General features: G+C 38.5%; 19 protein-coding genes and 1 tRNA gene. 11 read left to right on the top strand and 9 right to left on the bottom strand.

Going from position 1 to position 22,885, the window contains the following annotated elements:
• A tRNA-Val gene (locus tag AC1PJP_RS10075) sits at window positions 1–76 on the top strand.
• Window positions 77–444: 368 nt separating this feature from the next.
• Here AC1PJP_RS10075 and AC1PJP_RS10070 read toward each other — a convergent pair.
• The 4 genes from AC1PJP_RS10070 to yccS form a co-directional block, all read right to left on the bottom strand.
• Complete coding sequence (locus tag AC1PJP_RS10070) at window positions 445–1,230, bottom strand: YdcF family protein (RefSeq protein ID WP_479766907.1); 786 nt, start codon at window positions 1,228–1,230, stop codon at window positions 445–447.
• Between the two features lie 115 nt (window positions 1,231–1,345).
• Window positions 1,346–3,928, bottom strand: coding sequence for a PepSY domain-containing protein (locus tag AC1PJP_RS10065; protein WP_479766906.1), 2,583 nt, complete (start codon window positions 3,926–3,928; stop codon window positions 1,346–1,348).
• A 155-nt stretch (window positions 3,929–4,083) separates the two neighbouring features.
• Window positions 4,084–4,659, bottom strand: coding sequence for an SdpI family protein (locus AC1PJP_RS10060; protein WP_192455301.1), 576 nt, complete (start codon window positions 4,657–4,659; stop codon window positions 4,084–4,086).
• 100 nt (window positions 4,660–4,759) lie between these two features.
• A complete protein-coding gene (gene yccS / locus AC1PJP_RS10055; RefSeq protein ID WP_034596023.1) occupies window positions 4,760–6,934 on the bottom strand; it encodes a YccS family putative transporter in 2,175 nt (724 codons plus the stop codon).
• 127 nt (window positions 6,935–7,061) lie between these two features.
• On the opposite strand from yccS, the gene AC1PJP_RS10050 reads away from it, so the two are divergent.
• Window positions 7,062–8,276 (top strand): multidrug effflux MFS transporter, encoded by a 1,215-nt coding sequence (locus AC1PJP_RS10050; protein WP_479766905.1) that lies wholly within the window; start codon window positions 7,062–7,064, stop codon window positions 8,274–8,276.
• A gap of 25 nt (window positions 8,277–8,301) precedes the next feature.
• Here AC1PJP_RS10050 and AC1PJP_RS10045 read toward each other — a convergent pair whose 3' ends face one another.
• A complete protein-coding gene (locus AC1PJP_RS10045) occupies window positions 8,302–9,009 on the bottom strand; it encodes a nitroreductase (RefSeq protein ID WP_479766904.1) in 708 nt (235 codons plus the stop codon).
• A gap of 507 nt (window positions 9,010–9,516) precedes the next feature.
• Here AC1PJP_RS10045 and AC1PJP_RS10040 point away from each other — a divergent pair.
• The 6 genes from AC1PJP_RS10040 (at window position 9,517) to sbmA (ending at window position 15,638) form a co-directional block, all read left to right on the top strand.
• Window positions 9,517–9,720 carry a hypothetical protein gene (locus AC1PJP_RS10040; protein WP_151767610.1) on the top strand — a complete coding sequence of 68 codons (204 nt, stop codon included), beginning with the start codon at window positions 9,517–9,519 and terminating at the stop codon, window positions 9,718–9,720.
• Window positions 9,721–9,877: 157 nt separating this feature from the next.
• Window positions 9,878–10,045, top strand: a complete 168-nt coding sequence (locus AC1PJP_RS10035) for a hypothetical protein (RefSeq protein ID WP_107881224.1) — start codon at window positions 9,878–9,880, stop codon at window positions 10,043–10,045.
• A gap of 99 nt (window positions 10,046–10,144) precedes the next feature.
• On the top strand, window positions 10,145–11,620 hold the full coding sequence (locus AC1PJP_RS10030; protein ID WP_111856211.1) for an alanine/glycine:cation symporter family protein: 1,476 nt from the start codon (window positions 10,145–10,147) through the stop codon (window positions 11,618–11,620).
• Between the two features lie 170 nt (window positions 11,621–11,790).
• The gene (locus AC1PJP_RS10025) at window positions 11,791–12,765 is read left to right on the top strand and encodes a patatin-like phospholipase family protein (protein WP_205668941.1); all 975 of its coding nucleotides are present in this window, start codon (window positions 11,791–11,793) and stop codon (window positions 12,763–12,765) included.
• A gap of 203 nt (window positions 12,766–12,968) precedes the next feature.
• On the top strand, window positions 12,969–14,204 hold the full coding sequence (locus AC1PJP_RS10020) for a threonine ammonia-lyase (protein WP_013196924.1): 1,236 nt from the start codon (window positions 12,969–12,971) through the stop codon (window positions 14,202–14,204).
• A gap of 237 nt (window positions 14,205–14,441) precedes the next feature.
• On the top strand, window positions 14,442–15,638 hold the full coding sequence (sbmA, locus tag AC1PJP_RS10015; protein WP_199945358.1) for a peptide antibiotic transporter SbmA: 1,197 nt from the start codon (window positions 14,442–14,444) through the stop codon (window positions 15,636–15,638).
• Between the two features lie 40 nt (window positions 15,639–15,678).
• Here the strand turns inward: sbmA and AC1PJP_RS10010 are convergent, their stop codons facing one another.
• Window positions 15,679–16,428, bottom strand: coding sequence for a DUF4850 domain-containing protein (locus AC1PJP_RS10010; protein WP_199945360.1), 750 nt, complete (start codon window positions 16,426–16,428; stop codon window positions 15,679–15,681).
• 124 nt (window positions 16,429–16,552) lie between these two features.
• Between AC1PJP_RS10010 and AC1PJP_RS10005 the strand changes: the two genes are divergently transcribed.
• From AC1PJP_RS10005 to AC1PJP_RS09995, 3 genes are all read left to right on the top strand, one after another.
• Window positions 16,553–17,617, top strand: coding sequence for a DUF1176 domain-containing protein (locus AC1PJP_RS10005; RefSeq protein WP_479766903.1), 1,065 nt, complete (start codon window positions 16,553–16,555; stop codon window positions 17,615–17,617).
• 40 nt (window positions 17,618–17,657) lie between these two features.
• Window positions 17,658–18,428, top strand: a complete 771-nt coding sequence (locus tag AC1PJP_RS10000; RefSeq protein ID WP_479766902.1) for a hypothetical protein — start codon at window positions 17,658–17,660, stop codon at window positions 18,426–18,428.
• A gap of 110 nt (window positions 18,429–18,538) precedes the next feature.
• The gene (locus AC1PJP_RS09995; protein WP_213066459.1) at window positions 18,539–19,057 is read left to right on the top strand and encodes a hypothetical protein; all 519 of its coding nucleotides are present in this window, start codon (window positions 18,539–18,541) and stop codon (window positions 19,055–19,057) included.
• An 80-nt stretch (window positions 19,058–19,137) separates the two neighbouring features.
• Here the strand turns inward: AC1PJP_RS09995 and AC1PJP_RS09990 are convergent, their stop codons facing one another.
• The 3 genes from AC1PJP_RS09990 to gatA all read right to left on the bottom strand — a co-directional run bounded on the left by AC1PJP_RS09990 (window position 19,138) and on the right by gatA (window position 22,832).
• A complete protein-coding gene (locus tag AC1PJP_RS09990; RefSeq protein WP_479766901.1) occupies window positions 19,138–19,716 on the bottom strand; it encodes a DJ-1/PfpI family protein in 579 nt (192 codons plus the stop codon).
• Window positions 19,717–19,884: 168 nt separating this feature from the next.
• A complete protein-coding gene (gatB, locus tag AC1PJP_RS09985; RefSeq protein ID WP_479766900.1) occupies window positions 19,885–21,354 on the bottom strand; it encodes an Asp-tRNA(Asn)/Glu-tRNA(Gln) amidotransferase subunit GatB in 1,470 nt (489 codons plus the stop codon).
• A complete protein-coding gene (gatA, locus tag AC1PJP_RS09980) occupies window positions 21,354–22,832 on the bottom strand; it encodes an Asp-tRNA(Asn)/Glu-tRNA(Gln) amidotransferase subunit GatA (RefSeq protein WP_479766899.1) in 1,479 nt (492 codons plus the stop codon). The genes gatB and gatA overlap by 1 nt, the downstream gene beginning before the upstream one ends.
• Window positions 22,833–22,885 lie beyond the last annotated feature (53 nt).

Raw genomic sequence — 22,885 nt, 5'->3', positions numbered from 1 at the left:
GGGCGCTTAGCTCAGTTGGTAGAGCGTCTGCCTTACAAGCAGAATGTCGGCGGTTCGATCCCGTCAGCGCCCACCATTATTTCTTTCAGAAAATTTAATTTCCTAAATTAATTCTTCCATAAATATCTTTTGCTTACATGTAAACATATTTACTATGTGACTAGATATATTTTCAATTTTCTATTCTAAAAAAATAAAGTTTTACTCCTTTGAGTTATTTTTCTATTGATTTCAACTTTTTAACTTTAGTACTTCTATACTTATGCCTTCGATGGGTTCCTGATCCTCATTAAATTTGTTTCATTCGAGACTAAATATAAGAATTTAATCTGTAATTTATTATCTTCAGCTTAGATCAACTTTATATTTGTACCGATCACTAATATTTTCGCAAATAAAAAACTGCTATTTTTTTTGAATAGCAGTTCTTCGATTAAAGTACTTTTAATATTCTTTTAGAAGCCATCCACTCGCATACGCGAAATATTCACGTAACCATGCATTGTAGCGAGTAGCTAATGGTGTTTCGGCTGCTACCCCATAAATTTGGGTATAGCCCTGTTTCTTTGCAATTGCTTCTGCTCTAGGAATATGAAAATCACTTGTCACAATAGCAATTGGTTGGTTTAAGTTAATGTGCTGCTGTGCTAATAGTGGTTGACTATTTTTTAAATTAAGTTCAGTGCTGGTACTTTTATCTTCAAGAATCATTCGTTCTTTTGCAATATGATACTTTTGCTGAAGATAACGAGACATCACTAATGCTTCGCTTTCTTTTTCTGAAAAATCTAAACCACCTGTTAAAACAACTTTTGCTTGCTGTTGTTTAAGTGCTAAAGGGGCTGCTGTATCTAAACGTTTTGCAAGAATTGTAGATGGTTGACCATTTTCGACACCGCTTCCTAAGACAATAATTGCTTTTACTGGAGGAATATTATCTGAAGTATCTTTATTTTCTTTAATAAAGCTAAAGAAATAGCCTAAGCCAATTAGCCATATCCAGAAGCATAGCCACCCAAAACGCCAAAGCGTATGTAAGCGATAATGATAGAAGAAAAAGCGCTCTAAGTGATAATAAAATAAAGAATATAGGCAGAAGAAAGCACCTAAAATGAAAGGAATAATTGTGCCTACATTAATTTTATTGAGACAAATTAAAACTAATCCATCTAGAAATAAAATCGAACCAATGATTGCTAGGAAAATACGGATCCACTTACTGACTTGCATTGTGCTTAGAGTTGCAATTTAAATTGCAGACAGTGTATGCAAAATCATTCTGAATGCAATAAAAAACCGAGTAAAGCATTTAAGCTATTACTCGGTTTTTTGTTTTTATTGATCTTTAATAAACATCACGGCGGTAACGGCCTTGTTGTCTTAACTCATCTACCTGTTCTTCACCTAGAATTTTGATAAGTGCTTGATCGACTCCACTTGCCATGCCATCAATACTACCGCATACATAGAGAACCGCACCGCGTTCTATCCAGCTTGCTAATTCTGCTGCATTCTGACGGATTACATCCTGAACATACATACGTTGTTCTTGATCTCTCGAAAATGCTAAATCGAGGCGTTTTAAGATTCCTGTGGTTTTCCATGCCTCAATAGTTGATTCATAGAAGAAATCACATGCTCTTTGACGTTCACCAAAGATTAACCAGTTTTCAGTGTAATCATGACGAGTACGTGTGTGTAGTAGGCTCATTAAGCCAGCAATACCAGTTCCATTACCAATACAAATAATAGGGCGGTTGTCATCAATGAGATGGAATGATTCATTGTTACGAATACGTAAAGCAATTTCATTATTAACTTGCGTATGTTGAGTAAGCCAACCCGAACCTAAACCTAAATTACCAGACGCATCATATTGTTGGCGTACAACCAAACGAAGGACTTGCTGAGAAGGAATACTCGCAATCGAATACTCTCGCGTTGGTAGAGTAGGGAGCTGCTCTAATAAATGGTCCAGATTCGCAAATGGTTCAATTTCGCCCGTTAAATCTTTATTCCAAAGAGCTTTTTCGATTGAAATCTGTAAAGAATCAACTTTTGTATTTTTAAGAATATGATGCTTCTGCAAAAAGTCGTGAATACGTTCAGGGCTATTACCTGATTGAATTTCAGCAATATCACCCGCTTGCCATAGTGCTTCGTGCTTTGCATTAAGCTCAATATTATAAGCAGGTTGACCTAAGCTATTTGGATTGAGTAGGTCGCGTTTTTGCAATATCCATGTATCAAATACTTTTTCTAAATTTACCGCATGCAAATCTAATTTAGTTGCCTTCCCGAGTGCCTGATTCCAGTTCTGAATATCCGCTAAGTTTGCATTATCAACTTCAATTGTACTAAAGAGGGCATGAGCACCATTAGTTTTAAGCCAGAGGTCTACCGCATGTCCAAAGCTACAATAAGTATCAGGATATTCTTTAGAACCCAATGCCAAAACAGCATAGTTAATGTGTTTAAGATCTAGATTTGCTTTTAAAAGCTTTTTAGCAAAGCTTGTGGCGAGATCTGGTGCATCACCAGTACCATAAGTACTGATTACAAATAAAACCTGCTCATGCTGCTCTAAATCAGACTGTGTGAGCTGCTGTACAGGTTTAACCTGAACAGGTTGATGAGCTTCTTGTAAACTTGTTGCCGTACTCCAAGCGAGTTGTTCAGCTACACCTGTTTGAGTTGCATAGGTAATAAGCCAAGGTTTCGCATTTGGATCAATGTATTGTCCAGCTAAAGACTGACGAGCCGCCTGTGTTAATTTTTTCTGTTTACGGCGTTTAAGATAAAGCATCCATCCTGTAACCAAGAACAAAGGCATTGCCAATGAAGCAAGCATGGCAGCAAACTGATAAATTGGTCCAAAGAAACTACCACGATGCACTGGTAACATGCTGCTCATGATCTTTTGATTAAGCTTTTTATCTTCGTAAAGCTCCATCTTTTCGATATTACCAGTTTGATAATTATAGATGGCTTGGTTACGTGCACGCTCATGTTGTGGCGTAGCATCGACAAAGCTTAACTCAACTTTTCCATCATCTTTTTTCGGTAAGTTCAATGTTAGTGTCGAATAATCACGTCCGACCTGACTATTGAAGCCACTCCATGTTTGATTAAGTGCTGTAATGAGCTGAGTATTATCTAATTGAGGTTCTGATTTTTTATCTTTATTGCGGTCAGAGTGTTTACCTTGTTGCATTCCGCGATTTTGAGGAGTAGCACCATGACCTTGTGGTTTAGGTTGTTCAACTCCCATCACTTTGAACATGCCACTACGCCACCAGTCATAAGACCAATATAGACCTGTACACGCGAAAAGAAGATAAAAAACAATGACCCACGTACCCACAACAGCATGTAGATCCCAAATAAAATTTCGGCCTTTCAACTTCGGCTTAACAGCGAGCCATTGACGAGCAGAATGCTTTTTAGGCCAGCGTAAATATAACCCACTGAGTATAAAGTAAATTAACATCAGTGCGCATGCACCAGTAATTTGTTTACCAACTTCACCAGCTGTTAAATTACGATGAATTTGTTGTATGAGTAACAACAACTTTCGGCCTTTTACATCGGGCAGAACTTGAGCGTTATATGGATTAACCATCATATTGTAGCCACGACGTTCACCTTCTTTTTCAATATTCACAACAGAAGAAGAGGTGGCGTCCTTGGCAATCGTAATGCTATTAATTTTAATTTCAGGCTGAGTTGTATTGAAATGTTGATATAGCTGAGCAGGAGTTAATTTTGGAGTGTTTTCAGCTTGAACAACATAACTATCAGAATTCACCCATTTTAAAATTTGTTGATCATAAGAATAAATTGCACCTGTTACACCCATAATAGATAAGATGAGGCCAGCAGTAATACCCAGAAACCAATGAATTTGAAATAAAATTTTTTTAAACATGGTCGAAAATGTAAATATGATGGAGATCTTGTAACGAAGTATAGCCGAAGATTGAGTAGATAATATGGATTTTGGAGATAATATTAATTTTCATTATCATTTATTTTTACTTTAATAAAAAACCTCCATCAGGAGGCTTTTTATAGAATCTAGAATTACAAGGTTTTTGGTTCACCTACAGATTCTTTTAAGTGAGTGCGAATTGTATTGAACGAAAAGTTCTTGGAATCCATACGCTTAGGTAAAATATAAGCACCTTGCTGCTCTTGACCTTTTGGATCTTTCACTTTGAAATTGACCAAAATGAAATCAGGTGCGTTGTACCATTCGTAGATATTTTTCCATCCAATTGTACCAACGCCTTCTTGATGGCCCATTTGCTGACGCATCACGATGCCATGAGGCTGTACACCTAAACGAATACCTTTGATTTCCTGTACCGGAAATTCATTCATTTTGCGTTTAACGTACCATTCTAATCCGTATTTACGACCTAGGTAGTAAAGTACTACAGCGACAATAGCAACCCAGCAAAAAACAGTAGAGTAGTTCTTAATAAAAATAAGACCTAATATAGCTAGGGCTAAAATGACACCCATAATAGCCCAAATTTTTGTGCTGATTTTATTAGTGCTGCGCCAAATAAGAAGCTGTGCATTACGTTGCTCAGCTTCTGACACGTCATATGGAACAGGCTGAAGCGTATAAGCGTATAAAGTTTTCGCGGTCATAGTGCAAATAACAAATTGTAAACTGTTTTAAGTTTAGCACTAATTGGCATAAGTCAGGAAAGGATATTATGCCAATTTAATACTAAATTCTGAGGCGAATTTATAATGATGCAAGCTCACTGGCATCATTATCAAGATCATGACTTAGCCGTTGTTTTAACATACTAAATCGGTTCAATACACCAAGCATGAGCGAGAGCTGCTGTAAAATAATGAGTGATTTTTGGTCGTCTTCATCATTTTGGCTTAAACGTTGACGTATCGTTTGGAGCATATTTTGTGCTGTAAGATCAGGCATTTCGTCTCTTAATAGTGCACCTTGAATATCATCAAGAGCTTGGTCTAATAGTTTAAGGACAGCTTGATCCTGAATGTTTTCTCTATGTGCCCCAAGTGCCGCGATATAACTTAAAAATGTATGGTTTAAACATAAAAATTCAAAAATATCGGATTTACGAGTCGGGTCAAAGTCTGGTTCAGTTGCTAAAGTTGAAATAAGTGAAGCAACTTCAGCATCAGTATTATGTGCAGCTCGACGTACAATTCGGTAATTTAGCGCATGATTACGGCCTTCATGATATTGTTTAACGACTTCAGCTAAATAATTACATTGAGCTTGGAGTGAGCGTCTGATGTTACGAGGCAAGCGTCGGAATTTCCAGTCAGGCCAAATAAAGGTCACCCCAAACCAAGCTAAAGCACATCCCATTAAAGTGTCTACAAATCGAGGAATAGCAGCAGCCATTGCTGAACCGTCTAGATTAAAGTTAATTAATGCCAAAATGGTGATAAAGGCAGTTGCCTGCGCATATTGTTTACTGCGTAATTCAAAAAACAGGACTCCACTTAATATCAACATGAATAGTTGTCCTTCTGTCGAAGGAATTAAGAAGATAATTGCAAGTCCAACGACAATACCCACTAACGTCCCAACAATTCGTAAACGTAAGCGGCGCTTGGTCGCGTTAAAGTTGGGTTGGCTTACAAATAGAGCTGTAAGCATAATCCAATAGCCATATTCAATATGGGTCATTTGAATAAAGACATATCCGATAAACAAAACAATCGAGACGCGAATCGCGTGGCGGAATAGCACTGATTCAGGAGTTAAGTTCTGTTTTATTCGGATGACAATATCATTCCATCCTTGTAAATCATCATCTTTCAGCTGGTTCTCGGCTTGTTTTACTTTATCAGATTGAATGTGTTGTTCAGTTTCCAAGTTGAGTAACTGGGAATCGATAGACTTTAAATTTTGGTATAAAGCGAAAAGAGCATTTACCCATAAAAGGTCATAATGCTGATCACGACGTAACTTCTCTAAAGAGAGGCGTAGGTTTTCAAAGCTTTGTTTAAACCGTTTATTATGGTTATAAGGTTTGCGTTGCAAAATACATTCATTTAACTCTTGGCAAGCTTTACCTTGAACCGCCAAAATTCGTTGGAATCTAAATAAAATATCACTGTGCTGAAAAATTTTGGCTAATTTTTGATAGTCAATATGGGCTGAGTCAGCACGTTCATGAATATCTTGAGCAACAAAATAATAATGTAAGCTTCGGCGTGTATCTTTTTGTCCACGGTCGCCTTTTAAACGAGTCAGTAAAGCTGTTTTTAAGTCATTAAAAATCGTAATTAACTTACCATTTTCTAACGACAGCTCAATCATACTTTGCTGATAGCTGGCAGGAGTCATATCTACATCAAACAAATTTGATTTTGCAAAAAGAAAATCACCTAAAGATGCATAAGACGCAGCCAGTTTGTCTTGTAGTTGTCGAACCGGAAATAATAAAAAGCTAATAGTAGCAATAAGGCCGTACCATGCAGCACCTGCAACTAAAAGGGCAGGTTGGATATACCAATGATCAAAAAGGTGAACACCTAGCATGGTATAGACTGAAACAACTAAACAGCCATAAGAGATGGTTGCGTAACGACGTCCTAATGAACCGAGTAAAATCCAGCCAATACATGATGCAATTAACCCTAAAGCAAAAGCCATTGGGTAGGGGAAAAGTAGTTGTACGGAAGCAGCGGTAACGAAGAACCCAATATAAGTATAAATCAGGTTCATGATTCGCACGGAAAAGCGATCATCAATATCGCTTAAGCCTGCCGCGACTACACCTAAAGTGAGTGGAATTGTTGCTAATTGATAGCCTAAAAAATAAGGCACGAAAGCAGTTCCTGAAAAGGCTATCAGCATTCGCACGTTATACATAAATGTTGTGTTATAAGTCGCTCTTTTTAGGCGTTTAAACCAAGATTTCAAAGGAAGTCCTTGCTGATCAACCTGAGTGATAAAGGATTTGTGTATTTCTACACCAATGTTGCACAAATCATACGATAGACAGTGTAAGCTTGTCTGTATGCAAATGATTGAAAAATGAAATATCGTTATGTCTGAACAAACAGCCCAGCGTCAATACTCTATTGGCTGGATTATGCTGCTCGCTTTGCTTACGGCTTTAGGGCCATTATCCATCGATATGTACTTACCTGCTTTGCCACAAATGGCTCATGATTTTGGGGTAAGTACGCAAATGGTGGCAAATACATTACCAGCGTACTTTTTTGGTTTAGCTGTTGGGCAGTTGGTTTATGGTCCTCTAAGCGATCGTATTGGTAGAAAAAAACCACTTTACTTTGGCCTCGCACTTTACGCAGTCGCAAGCTTATTTTGCGTATTGGCGACAAATGAATGGGGCTTGATTGCTGCTCGTATTTTGCAGGCTTTAGGCGGTTGTGTTGGCGTGGTCATGGCTCGTGCAGCAATACGCGATAAATTAGACGTTCAAGGCTCGGCACAAGCTTTTTCAAGCATGATGATTGTAATGGGACTTGCACCAATTTTGGCACCTATGATTGGAGCATGGATTTTAATCTGGTTTCCTTGGCAAGCTATTTTTATTGCCCTTTCAATTGTTGGCGTTATATGTTGGCTGTGTGTACATTTCTTCTTTAAAGAGACCTTAGCAACTGATAAAAGGCTTAAGCTTTCACCATATCAAGTAGTGACCCTCTATGGGGCTATTTTCAAAGATACGAGCTTCCGTTTACCTATGTTTGCAGGGTGTTTAACAGGAGCAGCACTATTTTGTTATATCAGCTCGGCACCAGCAGTTTTTATGGACCAGTACAGACTTAATCAACAAGAGTTTGCTTACGTATTTGGACTAAATGCTTTTGGCATTATGTTGATGTCATCTTTAAATAAGCACTTAACAACACGTGTTGAAATCACTAAACGTTTAAGAGCTGGTTCAATGGTACAAGTGACAGGGGCAAGCATTGTATTAATTGCTGGCTTAATTCCAGCAGCACCTTTATGGCTTGTAATGTTAGGGCTATTTTTAGCGATTTCAGGGATTGGTTTAACAGGACCAAATGCAATGGCGTTGGCAATGTCTAAGCAAGGCGCACGAGCAGGAACAGCAAGTGCAATCATGGGAAGTATGCAATTCGCTTGTGGCCTTTTAGGTGGTGTATTACTTAATTTCCTTATTTGGTCTGCGTCGCTCAATATGGGTGTGATGATGGTGTTATTTACACTAAGCGGTTTTATTGTTGTATTAAAAGCGACGAAACAGGTAACAATAAAGCCATTCTCATGATTTTAAGAGAATGGCCACTTATATATTATTCGTCTAGAAAAACTGCGAAATTTTCAACTGGTTCTCTAGGGGTTATAAAGGTATTTACAATATGGTTGGGATCCGCATAACCTAACGCAATTGCACATACGAGCTCTTCTTCATCTGATGCACCCAAGATATCTAAAACAATAGGGTGAAAATGGTTCCAGGCTGCTTGTGGGCATGTATCTAAACCACGTGCCTTAGCAGCGACCATCACGTTCTGGATCATCATTGCGATATCCATTTTAGACCCGATTCCCATCGTTTTATTGACAGTAAAGAAAAGGCCGACTGGAGCATCGAACAGTTTGAAATTACGTAACTGTTGTTCTGCCATTTTTTCTTTTTCACCTTTTTTAATTTCGAGTAGACCATAGAGTCCCCAACCATTTTCACGACGGCGATCAATAAACGGCGATATCCATTTCTCAGGATAATAGGCAAAGGTTTCTTTATATTTTTCTGCAAGCTCTGGGTTTTTTGAAACTTCAATTTGTGCTGCACAAACACGCTCTACCATTTCATCACGCTTGTTGCCTGTTACCACATAGACTTTCCATGGTTGAGTATTTGTTCCAGAAGGTGCTCGACTTGCAACTTGTAATATATCTTTAATGACTTCTGACTCAATTGGAGTATTTAAAAAAGCGCGGACAGAATGTCGAGAAGTGATGGCTTCATCAACGAGACGAACTTGTTCCTGATTCATGAGTACTCCTACATCTTTTTCTTAAATATTTCATACTTTTTGAAGCTTAATTTCATGCTTTGAAAGTACTTCATTTATAAGCAAAAAATATTAGAAAAGAGATATCCTTACAGGTATGATAATTTAATTAGTCTAGACATATTGTCTGATTAATTATAATTCGAATATGCCACTTTAGATTTAAATAGACAAAATAGTGTGATTTTGTCGGTTATAAAAATAAAAGCATAACAGTGAGTGGGTGAAAAATATTCAATTGAAATAAAGGTATAATATGTTTAAAAACAGTACAAAACGGATAATTTTATATAAAATATGACCATTTTTTATATAAAATTTTAATGAAAAATATACACAAAACTTTAAATTTCTGCATAATACCGACTTTTTTACGCAGGTATGATTTCTCCATACTCACGTTAGGAAATGCTGGCTGCAAACAAAATCCTTTTACAAAAAGGATTTAGATGCAGAAATGGAGAAATACACGAGGTATAGGAGCTTTACATGAGTTTACCACTCATCAACAAGCAGTTCATGAAACAAGGATTGGCGATTACCATTGCAACCATGAAAATGAACGTAACTCAAGCAGCTACTGAGCCACAAAAAATACAACAGCTTAGTACAGGTCTAAACGCACTCTTCTTTGATCATGAAGAAAAGGGCGCAGATAATCGCGTTATGGCGATGGCTCGTTACAGTCTTTGAAATTTATATCCAGTTTAGACATTTGTTCAAAAGTATATGTAAATATGCTTATTGGCTTAAATCCAGATTTTGTAAAACTCGCTTAACTGATGGGAATCATTAGACGAGTTTATTTAGCGGTGGTCATTTGTTAGTTTCCAAGTTTGTAGCTGAGTCGATGCATACTGTTTTTCCGAAAGCGGAAAAGTTCAGTAGCGCAATGATATTCTTTTATCTGAAGGTCGCTTTCTCTCATGCAACCTTCAAAGGCTTAGTGTTGGGCATGATGTTGCTTAAACTTGTGACGGTAATTGCTATTCAATTGACATTAAAAGTTTTTTCTTGAATTTACTGAAAAGTCCCGGTTTCTAGGGGCTTTTTTGTTTATTGCAGTATTTTGGCATGTGCTTTTAGCACATTAGCAAGGAACGTAAGCGGACCGAGTATGAATGAACAACTCAATGCCACACTGATGTCGTGGGTAAAATTTTTTAATGACCCTTTATGGGACTTTTTGGTTATTTTCTTGCTAGCTGTAGGTATTTTTTATACGGTCTTAACAGGAGCTGTGCAAATTCGCATGTTCTTGCAAAGTATCCGAGTGATGAAAAGTAGTCGTACAGAAGGGGAAGATGAGCATGGTCTTACACCTTTTCAGGCGTTTGTAACTGGCCTTGCGAGCCGTGTTGGGGTAGGTAATATTGCTGGTGTAGCAATTGCTATCGCAATTGGCGGTCCTGGTGCAGTTTTCTGGATGTGGGTAACAGCTGTTCTTGGTATGAGCTCTGCTTTTATTGAGTCTACGCTTGCTCAGCTATTTAAAGTTAGAGATAGTAAGAGTAAACAGTTCCGTGGTGGACCAGCCTACTATATTACTCAAGGTTTGCGCAGTAAAACCTTTGGTGTGGTCTTCGCACTTGCATTGATCTTTACCTACGGTTTCGTATTTAACTCAGTTCAAATCAACGCGATTGCTAATGCATCTTCACATGCTTGGGGTTGGGATAAAGCAAATCTTATTGCTCATTTAGGTGGCGTTGATCTAGAAATTTCATGGGTTGGTATTGCGCTTGTCGTTATGGTTGCATTGGCAATTTTTGGTGGTATTAAGCGTATCGCTAAATTCGCAGAGATGTTTGTACCTTTAAAAGCAGGTCTTTACCTATCTGTTGCTCTCTATATTGCAATCAGTAACTATGCGATTTTGCCTGATATTTTAAAGCTGATTGTGACTGAAGCTTTCAATTTTAATTCTGCAGCAGGTGGTTTCTTTGGTGCGGCAGTGTCAATGGCAATGATGCAAGGGATTAAGCGTGGCTTGTTCTCTAACGAAGCTGGTATGGGTTCTGCACCAAACGCAGCGGCTGCGTCTGATGTAAAACATCCTGTAAACCAAGGTTTGGTACAAATGCTCGGTGTATTTGTAGATACTTTCATTGTATGTACAAGTACTGCAATCATTATTTTGGTTTCTGGTGTTTACCAAGATGCAGGTTTTGTCGGTGTTGAATTAACTCAACGTGCTTTAGAAACTCAAGTTGGACATTGGGGATCTGATTTCCTTGCTGTTCTATTATTCTTATTCTGTTATTCAGCTGTACTAGGTAACTATGCCTATGCAGAAGGTAATGTACAGTTTATTAATAACAACCCGAAAGTCATGTTCATCTTCCGTATTTTTGTATTGGTGATGGTGTACTTCGGTGCAATTGGTAGTGTTCCACTCGTTTGGTCTATGGCTGACTTGTTTATGGGTATCATGGCAACCATTAACTTGATTGCAATTTTACTGTTAACACCGATGGCACGCACATTGTTGAAAGATTACCGTGAACAATTGAAAAAAGGCATTAAAGAGCCTGAGTTTAAAATTGATAAATATCCGGAATTGAAGAAAAAAGTTGATTCAGATATCTGGTAAGTTACAAAAGGCCTCTTATAAATAAGGGGCCTTTTTCATAACGGGGATAAATAAAATACTTGAGTCTAAATTTTAAACATGACAAATTAAATAAATTCAATACAGCTTTTAACGAGACTAGCAACTAAAATTGCAATCCGAACTTAAACCTCATAGTGCGAAGATAGGCCATGAAACAGCTTAAATTGTGGGTTCTCGGACTCTCTATGGTGTTGGCAGGATGCCAGACCACTACACACTTATCTGCTGCGCTAAAATCACCAACAGCAGAGGCGTATGCTCGCTCTGTTGATCAGCCATTTGCACGAATTAAAAAACAGCAAAAACGTCCTGTGGTTGCGCTCGTATTGGGTAGCGGTGGAGCACGAGGTTATGCTCATATCGGTGTCATTGAGGTTTTGGAACAACATGGTATCCGACCAGATTTTATTGTAGGTACCAGCGCGGGTAGTATTGTTGGAGCACTTTATGCCAGTGGTAAAAGTCCTGCTGAATTACGTGATACTGCTTTAAAAATGAAAGCTGGCGATGTGCGTGATATTAGTATCGGATTAAAAGGTTTTTTTGATGGTAAAAAAGTAGAAAACTACGTTAACCAGCAAGTAAATAACGTCCCACTCGAAAAAATGAAAATCCCAATGTATGTGGTTGCAACCGAATTAAAGCATGGCACTAAAACCGTATTTAACTATGGTAATACTGGGCAAGCCGTAAGAGCATCTGCTTCAATTCCAAGTATGTTTGTACCTACTAAAATTGGTAAATCTGAATATGTAGATGGCGGTTTGGTCAGTCCTGTACCAGTTGAGGTTGCACGTGACTTAGGTGCTGATGTGATTATTGCCGTTGATATTTTAGCTCAACCTATTTACACAGAAACATCGAATGTTTGGGGACTGTTTAACCAGAATATTAATATTATGCAAGGTCGTTTGGCAGCAGAAGAATTACAGTATGCGGATGTTGTTATTCAGCCAGATTTAAGAGAAAAAGCGCATATTTTTGATGTGAAAGGCCGTGAAGCTACCATGAAATCTGGCATCGATGCAGCCAATGCCAAACTTTCCGATATTCAGTTTGCTATTGATGAAAAAATAGCTGAACAGAATATGTCTACTGAAGGGTTAAGTGCACAAACTCAATAATTTGATGTTAATTGTTTGAAAATTAATTAAAAAGCCTGAATAGGGCTTTTTTTATGTGAATTTAAATCCTTCATTTTTGGAATAAAAATTTTTGTATATTAGGTATATGTTGGATATGCTGAAAACTCTGATGACCAATATAAAATATTGATGTCATTTCTAAAAAATAATTGATTTGTAATGTATTGAGGCTGACTAGATAAATGATACAGCAACAGGTTAAAAATGGGTTTCCAACATTAGATGATGTTCATGCTGCCGCAGAGCGTTTAGAAGGTTTAGTCGTAAAAACTCCTTTTGTTTTCTCAGAAACCATTTCTAAAACCTTAGGGGCTGAGATGTGGCTGAAATTTGAAAACTTACAATTTACCGCTTCTTTTAAAGAACGGGGTGCACTGAATAAACTGTTGTGTTTATCTGACCAAGAAAAACAACACGGTGTTATTGCAGCTTCGGCAGGAAATCATGCGCAAGGCGTAGCGTATCATGCTCAGCGCACAGGCGTGACAGCAACTATTGTAATGCCGAAATCGACACCTAATGTAAAAGTACAACGAGTGCGTGAATATGGGGCACGAGTCATTTTACATGGACAAGACTTTTCAGAAGCTGCTGCTGAAATGCACCGTGTTGCACAAGAAGAATCTTTAACAATTATCCATCCATTTGACGATGCAGAAATTATTGCAGGTCAAGGAACTATTGCACTCGAAATGCTTGCAGCTGTTCCTGAACTAGACATTTTAGTTGTGCCAATTGGCGGTGGTGGTCTAATTTCTGGTATTGCGATTGCTGCTAAAGCTATCAATCCCAAAATTAAAGTGATTGGGGTGCAATCGGTTGTATATCCAAGTATGGCGAAACTTCTGTGCAATTATCAGCATGCTGTTTCAATGGGCTCTACCGTTGCAGAAGGTATTGCGGTAAAAACTCCGGGCGAGCTTACAACTCAAGTTGCTAAACAATACGTTGATGACATTGTTGTTGTTACTGAAGACATGATTGAAGAGGCAATTGCACTGTTACTTAATATTGAGAAAACAGTGTGTGAAGGGGCTGGTGCGACAGGTATTGCTGCAATCATGTCTCGTCCTGATCTATTTTTAGGTCATAAGTTGGGTGTAGTGCTGTCTGGTGGCAATATTGATACACGCGTTATGGTCTCTGTATTGCAACGTCATTTAACGCGTACAGGGCGTATGGTTCGTATTCGTGTTGAATTACCAGATAACCCAGGTGCTTTAGCCCGTTTAACTGCAATTATTGCTGAGCAAGGCGGTAATATTTATGAATTGCGTCATGAACGCTTTGCAGCGACAAGCCGTGCCAAAGAAAGTGCCGTGAGTGTCGATGTTGAGCTTAAAAGCGCTTCAGACCTAGATTTACTCATTCAGGCAATGCAGTTGGAAGGCTATATTGTTCGTAAAGAAGAGATTTAATCTCTGATATTGCTGTGTTATAAAAGCCGTATATGGCTCTATTGAGAGTCATATACAAGGTAATTTAAATGGATTAAATTGCCAAAAAGGGATTAATTTACAAAAAAACGATCAAATCCTTCAATGAAACGGGAAAAATTGACAATTCTCTAAACTTTGCCCTTCACAATTTTAAGGTTTAGGTTTTAGTATTCCTTCCATTGTAAATTTGAAGAAATATAAGGATATCCACGCTCAATGTTCAAATCATTTTTTCCATCACCACGGTATTTTTTTATATCTGTAGTTATTTGGCTCGCGCTAAATATGGTGCTCTGGTATACGGGGGGAGATCACTGGGGAGAGTATTTAGGCTTTCCTCATGGTTATGCAGATGCTGAGTTGCCTATTGGGGTAAGCCGTTTTTGGTCACCTGCATTTTTATGGTTCTATCTCTGGTTTTTAGTCTCTACTGCTCTTTTTGCTGGCTTTTGGAAAGTTCTTTCTAATAATCCATGGCAGCGTTGGTCTATATGGGGCTCTGCATTTATCTTATTTAATATCTGGTTTAGTGTTCAGGTCAGTGTTGCGATTAATGCATGGTATGTACCATTTTGGGATTTAATTCAAAAAATGCTTTCGAGTGGCGGGGGAAATGTTTCGGCACTCTATAGTGAGACTATGGTCTTTCTTTATATTGCTATGGTTGCTGTGACTCTTGCTGTAATTAATGCTTTTTTCACAAGCCACTATGTATTCCGTTGGCGTACGGCAATGAATGAATACTACACGGAACATTGGGAACAACTGCGTCATGTTGAAGGTGCTTCGCAGCGTGTGCAAGAAGATACCATGCGCTTTGCAACAATTTTGGAAGATTTAGGGGTAGAGTTAGTAAAAGCAGTTATTACATTGATTGCGTTTTTACCTATTTTATTTCAGCTGTCTAAACACGTTACTGTTTTACCTATTGTTGGTGAGTTAAATCACTCTTTAGTATGGGCCGCAATAGTGTGGTCAATTTTCGGTACTGTTCTATTAATGGTAGTAGGGATTAGGTTGCCAGGTTTGCAATTTAACAATCAGAAAGTAGAGGCTGCTTATCGTAAAGAGTTGGTCTATGGTGAAGACCATGCTGATCGCGCACAACCTGCTACCTTGCGTGAGTTATTTAGTAATGTACGTAAAAATTATTTCAGACTTTACTTCCATTATGCCTATTTTAATATGACAGCTATTTGGTATGGCCAACTTGATGTTTTATATAACTTGGTTGTCCTTTTCCCATCAATTGCTGCTGGTAAGCTCACATTAGGTTTGATTCAACAAATTGCAAATGTATTTGGGCGTGTACGTGAATCCTTCCAATACTTAATTAGTTCCTGGAAAACGATTATTGAACTGCTTTCAATTTATAAACGTTTAAAAGCTTTTGAATCGATACTACATAAATAAATGAAAACCCGCGAAAGCGGGTTTTTTTATAAGCATTGGATTAATGGGTTGTATTATAAAAATTAAGGATAGGGCCAACCAATGACTGTTGTGATTTATCTAAGGTGACTTGAATCTCTTTATAGTTAAAAGTGTCTTCATCATCATATTTAGCAATACCATGCGTTTTATTGTTCACTTGTGGAATTTGATAACTAAAAAAAGCCACTTTTTTAGAAGGATGAACAATATTGATGATTTTTTTAGGGTCTTTATAGCCACCGAATTCATTTTCAAGACTTTCTTTTAACAGTTCAGGAAAATAAAGCGTTGCATTTGGTAGTCCACAGCCAACACAAAATGAAGAATCATAGAGTTCTATTGCTTGTTTTTGATCTGTACTCATTATTAGAGCAAAACCAGTCCCATTAGCGCCTGCATTTGCTTGTACATCTTGCCAATTTCTTGGAACGAGCACTAAGCCTGTTTCAGGTAATGCAAGAAGCTTGAGTTGTTTTGCATGTTGAGTATCGAGTTTAAAATTAAAACGACAACTTTTAGGTGTACAGGTTTCAAAATCTTTAAGTAAACCATTCTCTGTTGGGCTTTGTGCTGTAACCCCATAAAACGGGACTGTAATGCCGTTTAAAAACTTTGCCTCTCCTAGAGCGTAGAATTGATTATCTGCTTTGCGGGTTGCAGCAGAGCTATAAAACTTTGGGAAATGGGGAGTAAAGCTTTTTATTTCTGCATAAGCAGTTGAAGTTAGGCTGATCAATGCTGTGCATAATAGAAAATTTAATTTTTTCATTTTTAGAAAGTAATCAATTTAAATCTTATATAAATCTAACATATTCTTTTAAACTGTAAGGTAATTCAAAATTTAAAACTGTTTTTAACCTCATAATAAAACAGACCAGCAGAGACATGAAAAAATGAAAAAAATCCTTTCAATTTGCTGTTTATCAGTCATCAGTTCTTATGGTTTTGCTCAAGACATAAAAGGTATTTCATTTTCACACCAAGAATGGGAAATCTCTTGTGGCAATACGGGTACATGTAAAGCTGCAGGCTATCAAAATGAAGACAATGGTGATAATCCAGCTTCAATTTTATTAACACGTAAAGCTGGGCCAAAACAACCTGTACAAGCTGAGTTTGCTTTATCAGACTATGAGCAAAGTTTGCCAGCCAATCAGCTTAAAAATATTTATTTTTATGTAAATGGCAAAGATTTAGGCGCTGTGACTATAGATGGTACCGATTTGCCATTGATGGGGAAATTGAATAATTCACAAGTCAACGCTGTACTACAGCAGTCTAAACAGAAAACTGAAATTGTATTTAAAAATGCTCAACATCAATGGAAAATTTCCGATGCAGGAATGACCGCTGTGCTATTAAAAATGGATGATTTTCAGAAGCGTATTGGGACTGTTGGTGCTTTAGTTAAAAAGGGGGGTGCCAATGAAACTAAAGTACTTATGCCTGAGCCAAAACTGGTTGTTAAACATATTAAAACTACAGCTAAACCTTATTTAACGCTACAACCGAAAAGCAAGCAGTATCAAGTAATACACCGTAGCTTGATGGCAGCTAATCCGAATCCTAAAGAAGACTTTTGTGAAGGAATTTATGACGGTAATAGTGATGGAGCTGAGCCACAAGAAATCGAGCTATATAAACTAACCAATAAGAAAGTTTTTGCGACTACGTTGTGTTGGAGAGGGGCTTATAACGAAGGGTATGGGGCTTGGGTACTCGATGAGTCTTTGACTGGTAAAGCAACGTTTGTGACAGAAACAGCTTCTGATTTCGATAGCGGTATTATTAGTAGTGCTCAAAAAGGAAGAGGCATAGGCGATTGCTGGGCAAGTGAAGAATGGGTCTGGGATGGCAAGAGTTTTGTACATACTAAGGATATGTGGACAGGGATGTGCAAAGGCTTGGCAGCAGGTGGAGTGTGGGAGCTTGATCGAATTGAAACTATTGTAAAATAGCTAATTTGTTGAAAAGAAATATCATTAGGGAAATAAAAAAATGATTAAAGGCAACATACAGATAGCTTTCTTAGTTATAGCAGGAATATTTGCTTGCTTTGCCAAGCCTGCTTTTGCTGCACCCTTAAGTATTTTAGAGTTTAAAAAAACACAATTAAGTCAGAATGAGCAGGAGCAACTTTGCATACAAGTTAAAAAGCTTTGCGAGCATCCGGACCAATGGCGGGTTTTAAAAACAGCAGATCGGCAGTTATGGCTTCTGTCGGGTGGAGATATTATTCAATTTAACGACTCTGCAAAAGGATTCAAACTATCGAAACAGTGGCATGTAAATCTCTCTACTCAAAAGGAGGGTACATCTGATGGGCAGTTTATCTTTCCTAAGCTTTTTCCTATGGCTCAAAATCGTTATGCAATTGCTGTAATCGATTCATTTTCTGAAATGTACTCAGGAGGTGGTGCAAATATTGAGCGCGCTAGTTTTTATGAGTTAACAGATTCTGGAATGACATATCAATTTATTGCGAACTATCCATTTAGTTTTAATCGGATGATTCGGGCATGTTTTTCTGAGCAAGATTATGAAAGTTCTCAAGGCAAATGCCATGATGAAGATAGTCTTAGTCTAGATATTCGTCCGATTAAACCTATGTTGTGGCAATTTCGCTATCGTTATAGTTTAAGCGTATCACCTGCCTCAGATTCAGATGAGAAATCTTATCAGGGCAGTAGAAACTTAAATATTGATTTAAATAAAGTACCAGAGCAACCCAATATTCCAGAAGCATGGAATTATGCGGGGATGGGCTAATTATTAAAGTAATTGTTAAATTTGAAGAAATAAACGATTTACAGAGTCATAACAGGTAACACCACTAGCTCTGTGATACAAAGAACAGATTGTTTATTGGAGCTAGACCTATGTCACGTCAAGTTTATGCGATTGCCCGCCGTAAGTTTTCACATTTGAGCCGTTCAGTTTGTATGGCAGTTGCTGTACTGGGTACAACACAAATTACGATGGCTGGTCCAACGGTTGATCAGTTAAGTGACTGTTTAGTTAAGGCTACAACGGCTTCAGACAAGACCACGGTGCTTCAATGGACATTTACGGCTTTAGCTGCCCATCCTGATTTAAAAGCATTTAGTAATGTAACACCTGAGCAAAAGGATCAGTTAGATCAAAAACTGGCGCAGGTTTTACAACGTGTGATTGTGGAGCAATGTTCTACCCAAACTAAAGCTGTGATTCAGGCTGAAGGTGTGAAGGCAGTTGGGGAGGCTTTCCAGCAGTTAGGCCAAAGTGCTGGCGAAGATATTGTTAAAGACCCCGCAGTTAAACAGCAGTTGCAGGGCACATTGCGCTATATCGATTTAAATAAATTGGTGACGACGTTTTTAACACCAGAGATTTGGAATAAATTGGGAATCACAAGATAAAAAATCTAGTTTTCTATTTTAGTAATAAAGCCTGCTATTTAATCAGCAGGCTTTATTTTAATTAGTATGAAGAGATCTATTTAGAGCGTAATCTTAGCGCCTAAAACTTTTACAAATTGTGCTAACCAAGCTGGATGTGCAGGCCAAGCTGGAGCCGTCACCAAATGTCCATCTGTAACTGCTTCAGTCACAGCAATATCTGCGTATTGTCCACCTGCCAATTTTACTTCGGCAGCACATGCTGGATAAGCTGAGCAGAGGCGACCTTGTAATACATCTGCTGCCGCGAGCAACTGAGCTCCATGGCATACGGCTGCTATTGGTTTTTTCACTCTATCGAACTCACGTACAATTTCGACAACACGTTCATTCATACGTAAATACTCTGGTGCTCGACCACCCGGAATAACTAGACCTATATAGTCTTCAGTATTAACGGCATCAAAATCATAGTTAATCGCAAAGTTGTGGCCACGTTTTTCGCTATAAGTTTGTTCACCTTCAAAATCATGAATTGCCGTCGCAATGTGGTCGCCGTTCTTTTTATTTGGGCAAACTGCATGCACGGTATAACCTAAACCAGTTAAGAACTGAAAAGGAACCATGGTTTCATAGTCTTCTGCATAGTCACCGACCAACATTAAAATCTTTTTAGACATGATTTATCTCTCTTTTTAAAATATAAGTTATCTAAATTCTTAATTTAAATTAGCACAGTCACTGAGTAATTTTTTAGAAAAAAAGTGCATTCTTTAGTCGAAGAGTGTTTTAGAAGGATATAAAAAGCCCCGATAAATCGAGGCTTTTTGTTGAGTTGGCTAGTCAAATTAACCAATCAATTTTTTCATTAATTCATTTACTTGAGCAGGGTTAGCTTTACCCTTAGAAGCTTTCATGACTTGACCAACAAGACCGTTAAAAGCTTTTTCTTTACCAGACTTGTACTCTTCAACCATTTTCTCATTGGCTGCAAGTACTTCTTTAATGATTGCTTCAATTGCACCAGTATCAGTTTCTTGCTTTAAGCCTTTTTCAGCAATGATGTCATCGGCAGATTTACCTTCCGATTCCCACATAAAGCCAAAGACTTGTTTAGCAATTTTACCGCTAATGGTGTTATCAACAATACGAGCAATCATGCCGCCAAGCTGTTCAGCTGAAACAGGTGAGTCTGCTAAGTCTAGGCCCGCTTTGTTTAATGCGCCTGAGAATTCGCCCATTACCCAGTTTGCAGATACTTTACCTTGCTTCGCACCGCCAGCAGCAGTCACAACAGCTTCAAAGAAGTCTGCCATTTCGCGTGAGAGCGTAAGTACATGTGCATCGTATTCAGTTACACCAAAGTCTGCGATAAAGCGTGCACGGCGAGCTGCAGGAAGCTCTGGAAGTGCAGCACGAGCAGCTTCGATTTGCTCATCTGCAATAATCACTGGTAACAAGTCTGGATCTGGGAAGTAGCGGTAATCGTTCGCTTCTTCTTTAGAGCGCATTGAACGCGTTTCCATTTTGTTTGGATCGAACAAACGAGTTTCTTGGTCGATGCTTCCACCGTATTCCAAAATTTCCATTTGGCGTTCAATTTCAACATTGATCGCTTGTTCAATGAAACGGAATGAGTTGAGGTTTTTAAGTTCACAGCGCGTACCAAACGGTTGACCCGGACGACGTAAAGACACGTTACAGTCTGCACGGAATGAACCTTCAGCCATGTTACCGTCGGAAATACCTAACCAACGCACAAGTGTGTGGATTGATTTGATATATGCAACCGCCTCTTCAACCGAACGCATGTCAGGTTCAGAAACGATTTCAAGTAAAGGTGTACCAGCACGGTTTAAGTCAATGCCAGACATGCCTTCAAATTGATCATGAATCGATTTACCCGCATCTTCTTCAAGGTGAGCACGAGTTACGCCAATACGTTTTGTTGTGCCATCTTCAAGTTGAATGTCGATATGACCCAAGCCAACAATTGGATTATCCATTTGGCTAATTTGATAGCCTTTTGGCGAGTCAGGGTAGAAGTAGTTTTTACGTGCAAACACAGATGCTTGGTCGATGTATGCATCGATACCCAAACCAAAGCGGATAGCAAGATCAACCACTTTTTCATTCAAAACAGGGAGTACACCTGGCATTGCCAAGTCTACAAGGCTCGCTTGTGTATTTGGATCTTGACCAAATTCAGTTGATGAACCTGAGAAAATTTTAGAATTGGTTGCAAGCTGAGTGTGAATCTCGATACCAATAACGACTTCCCAACCGTCAATCAATTTCAACTTTTGAGCTTCAGCCATTATGCATTCTCCTCAGCAATTGCCGCACGTTGAGTATGGAAATCGGTATTTTGTTGGTATTGATGAACAATCGACAACAATTGTGATTCTGACCAGTAGTTACCAATTAATTGTAAGCCTACAGGTAAGCTGTCTTTGTCAAAACCAACAGGAGCATTAATCGCTGGTAAGCCTGCTAAATTCACTGCAAGTGTATAGATATCACCTAAATACATTTCAGTTGGGCTTAAGTTTGCACCAATTTTATAAGCAGTTGTTGGTGCAGAAGGAGCCGCAATCACGTCTACATTTTCAAACGCTTTTAAGAAGTCTTGTTGAATTAAACGACGTACTTTTTGAGCTTTCACATAGTAAGCATCGTAATAACCCGCAGAAAGCGCGTAAGTACCAATTAAGATACGACGTTGAACTTCTGGACCAAAACCTTCTGAACGTGAACGCTTGTAAAGATCCATCAAGTCAGCTGGGTTTTCACAGCGGTAGCCATAACGAACACCGTCATAACGAGACAAGTTAGAAGATGCTTCTGCTGGCGCAATTAGGTAATACGTTGGTACATAGGCTTCAGTCATGTTGAGGTCAATCTCAACAAGCGTTGCACCCATTTCTTCAAGCTTTTTCAAAGATTCTTCAACACGCGCTTTTACGTCTGCATCTAATCCTGCAACGTTAAAGTACTGTTTAGGAATACCAATACGTAAGCCTTTTACAGATCTGCCATTTAAGTTCGCAACGTAGTCATCAACTTCTTTTTTAACCGAAGTCGAGTCTTTTGCATCATGACCTGCAATTACATTCATCAGGTAAGCACAGTCTTCAGCAGAGCGTGCCATTGGACCTGCTTGGTCTAAAGATGATGCGTAAGCAATGATACCGAAGCGAGATACACGACCATAGGTTGGTTTTAAGCCTGTTAAGCCACAGAAAGAAGCAGGTTGACGAATTGAGCCACCTGTATCAGTACCTGTTGCAAATGGCGCTAAATCAGCCGCTACAGCCGCAGCAGAACCACCTGATGAACCACCAGGAACGTGGTCAAGCGCCCATGGGTTACTTGTTGCGCCAACATATGAGCTTTCTGAAGTTGAACCCATCGCAAACTCGTCCATGTTCACTTTACCTAAAGTGACAAGACCAGCAGCTTTTGTTTTTTCAACAACAGTTGCATCGTAAGGAGAGATGAAGTTGTCTAGAATTTTTGAACCAGCAGTTGTTTTAATGCCTTTGGTACAAAAGATATCTTTATGAGCAAGTGGAATACCCGTTAGAGCAGTTGCATTGCCTGCTTTTAAAACAGCATCGGCAGCATCAGCTTCCGCGAGCGCCTGTTCAGGTGTAACCGTCACATAGCTTTTTACCAGTGGGTCAATTTTAGCAATACGTTGCAAATAATGTTCAGTCAGTTCGCGAGATGAAAACTTCGCTTGGCTTAAGCCCTCAGCAAGTTCACGAATTGATAAGCGATGTAAATCAGTCATGAGTAAAATTTCTTTACATTCAAAATAGGGAAGATGGGTTAATTGAGTAAAAG

It is taken from the genome of Acinetobacter sp. V116_7 (genome assembly GCF_056735735.1).
This window is presented reverse-complemented; position numbering and strand designations above follow the sequence as displayed.

What these genes read in the sequence shown, in the direction of transcription:
- AC1PJP_RS10070 (WP_479766907.1), bottom strand. Translation starts at nt 1,230, where the DNA reads ATGCAAGTCAGTAAGTGGATCCGTATTTTCCTAGCAATCATTGGTTCG.
- AC1PJP_RS10065 (WP_479766906.1), bottom strand. Translation starts at nt 3,928, where the DNA reads ATGTTTAAAAAAATTTTATTTCAAATTCATTGGTTTCTGGGTATTACT.
- AC1PJP_RS10060 (WP_192455301.1), bottom strand. Translation starts at nt 4,659, where the DNA reads ATGACCGCGAAAACTTTATACGCTTATACGCTTCAGCCTGTTCCATAT.
- AC1PJP_RS10050 (WP_479766905.1), top strand. Translation starts at nt 7,062, where the DNA reads ATGTCTGAACAAACAGCCCAGCGTCAATACTCTATTGGCTGGATTATG.
- AC1PJP_RS10045 (WP_479766904.1), bottom strand. Translation starts at nt 9,009, where the DNA reads ATGAATCAGGAACAAGTTCGTCTCGTTGATGAAGCCATCACTTCTCGA.
- AC1PJP_RS10040 (WP_151767610.1), top strand. Translation starts at nt 9,517, where the DNA reads ATGAGTTTACCACTCATCAACAAGCAGTTCATGAAACAAGGATTGGCG.
- AC1PJP_RS10035 (WP_107881224.1), top strand. Translation starts at nt 9,878, where the DNA reads ATGCATACTGTTTTTCCGAAAGCGGAAAAGTTCAGTAGCGCAATGATA.
- AC1PJP_RS10030 (WP_111856211.1), top strand. Translation starts at nt 10,145, where the DNA reads ATGAATGAACAACTCAATGCCACACTGATGTCGTGGGTAAAATTTTTT.
- AC1PJP_RS10025 (WP_205668941.1), top strand. Translation starts at nt 11,791, where the DNA reads ATGAAACAGCTTAAATTGTGGGTTCTCGGACTCTCTATGGTGTTGGCA.
- AC1PJP_RS10020 (WP_013196924.1), top strand. Translation starts at nt 12,969, where the DNA reads ATGATACAGCAACAGGTTAAAAATGGGTTTCCAACATTAGATGATGTT.
- sbmA (WP_199945358.1), top strand. Translation starts at nt 14,442, where the DNA reads ATGTTCAAATCATTTTTTCCATCACCACGGTATTTTTTTATATCTGTA.
- AC1PJP_RS10010 (WP_199945360.1), bottom strand. Translation starts at nt 16,428, where the DNA reads ATGAAAAAATTAAATTTTCTATTATGCACAGCATTGATCAGCCTAACT.
- AC1PJP_RS10005 (WP_479766903.1), top strand. Translation starts at nt 16,553, where the DNA reads ATGAAAAAAATCCTTTCAATTTGCTGTTTATCAGTCATCAGTTCTTAT.
- AC1PJP_RS10000 (WP_479766902.1), top strand. Translation starts at nt 17,658, where the DNA reads ATGATTAAAGGCAACATACAGATAGCTTTCTTAGTTATAGCAGGAATA.
- AC1PJP_RS09995 (WP_213066459.1), top strand. Translation starts at nt 18,539, where the DNA reads ATGTCACGTCAAGTTTATGCGATTGCCCGCCGTAAGTTTTCACATTTG.
- AC1PJP_RS09990 (WP_479766901.1), bottom strand. Translation starts at nt 19,716, where the DNA reads ATGTCTAAAAAGATTTTAATGTTGGTCGGTGACTATGCAGAAGACTAT.
- gatB (WP_479766900.1), bottom strand. Translation starts at nt 21,354, where the DNA reads ATGGCTGAAGCTCAAAAGTTGAAATTGATTGACGGTTGGGAAGTCGTT.
- gatA (WP_479766899.1), bottom strand. Translation starts at nt 22,832, where the DNA reads ATGACTGATTTACATCGCTTATCAATTCGTGAACTTGCTGAGGGCTTA.